The sequence below is a fragment of the Bacillus sp. P4_E1 genome, assembly GCF_056401715.1.
Genome location: NZ_JBFUIV010000063.1, coordinates 1 through 960 on the forward strand (window position 1 = coordinate 1; position 960 = coordinate 960).

5 tRNA genes and 2 rRNA genes are annotated in these 960 nt (G+C 47.7%); all 7 read left to right on the forward strand.

Features of this window, described 5'->3' with window-relative positions:
• Positions 1-236 (forward strand): 23S ribosomal RNA (locus tag AC1DS7_RS28770); the annotation flags it as partial.
• Between the two features lie 101 nt (positions 237-337).
• Positions 338-453: ribosomal RNA gene (rrf, locus tag AC1DS7_RS28775) — 5S ribosomal RNA — on the forward strand.
• A gap of 5 nt (positions 454-458) precedes the next feature.
• Positions 459-534, forward strand: a tRNA-Val gene (locus tag AC1DS7_RS28780).
• A 4-nt stretch (positions 535-538) separates the two neighbouring features.
• Positions 539-614 (forward strand) — tRNA-Thr (locus tag AC1DS7_RS28785).
• A gap of 13 nt (positions 615-627) precedes the next feature.
• A tRNA-Lys gene (locus AC1DS7_RS28790) sits at positions 628-703 on the forward strand.
• Positions 704-717: 14 nt separating this feature from the next.
• Positions 718-798 (forward strand) — tRNA-Leu (locus AC1DS7_RS28795).
• A 29-nt stretch (positions 799-827) separates the two neighbouring features.
• Positions 828-902: transfer RNA gene (locus AC1DS7_RS28800), tRNA-Gly, on the forward strand.
• Positions 903-960 lie beyond the last annotated feature (58 nt).

Consider the following 960-nt stretch of genomic DNA (forward strand, 5'->3'; position numbering starts at 1 on the left):
GACCGGGATGGACGCACCGCTGGTGTACCAGTTGTTCTGCCAAGGGCATAGCTGGGTAGCTATGTGCGGAAGGGATAAGTGCTGAAAGCATCTAAGCATGAAGCCCCCCTCAAGATGAGATTTCCCATAGCGTAAGCTAGTAAGATCCCTGAAAGATGATCAGGTTGATAGGTTCGAGGTGGAAGCATGGTGACATGTGGAGCTGACGAATACTAATAGATCGAGGACTTAACCATATAATATGAAGCACTGTTATCTAGTTTTGAAAGAATATAAAAAACTTRTTGACTTTMAAWRKARAATAAGTTATRATAATTCTTGTCTTAAATGAATACAGTCTGGTAATGATGGCAGAGAGGYCACACCCGTTCCCATACCGAACACGGAAGTTAAGCTCTCTAGCGCCGATGGTAGTTGGGACCTTGTCCCTGTGAGAGTAGGACGTTGCCAGGCAATTCGGAGGATTAGCTCAGCTGGGAGAGCACCTGCCTTACAAGCAGGGGGTCGGCGGTTCGATCCCGTCATCCTCCACCATTTAGCCGACTTAGCTCAATTGGTAGAGCAACTGACTTGTAATCAGTAGGTTGGGGGTTCAAGTCCTCTAGTCGGCACCAGTTTTTATTGCAAGAGCCATTAGCTCAGTTGGTAGAGCATCTGACTTTTAATCAGAGGGTCGAAGGTTCGAATCCTTCATGGCTCACCATTTTAATGAAATATGCGGGTGTGGCGGAATTGGCAGACGCACTAGACTTAGGATCTAGCGCCTTTGGCGTGGGGGTTCGACTCCCTTCACCCGCACTTTTAATAAAATAACTCAAACATGTCTTGCGGAAGTAGTTCAGTGGTAGAATACAACCTTGCCAAGGTTGGGGTCGCGGGTTCGAATCCCGTCTTCCGCTCCAATTTTCAGTATGACATGCCGGGGTGGCGGAACAGGCAGACGCACAGGACTTAAAATCC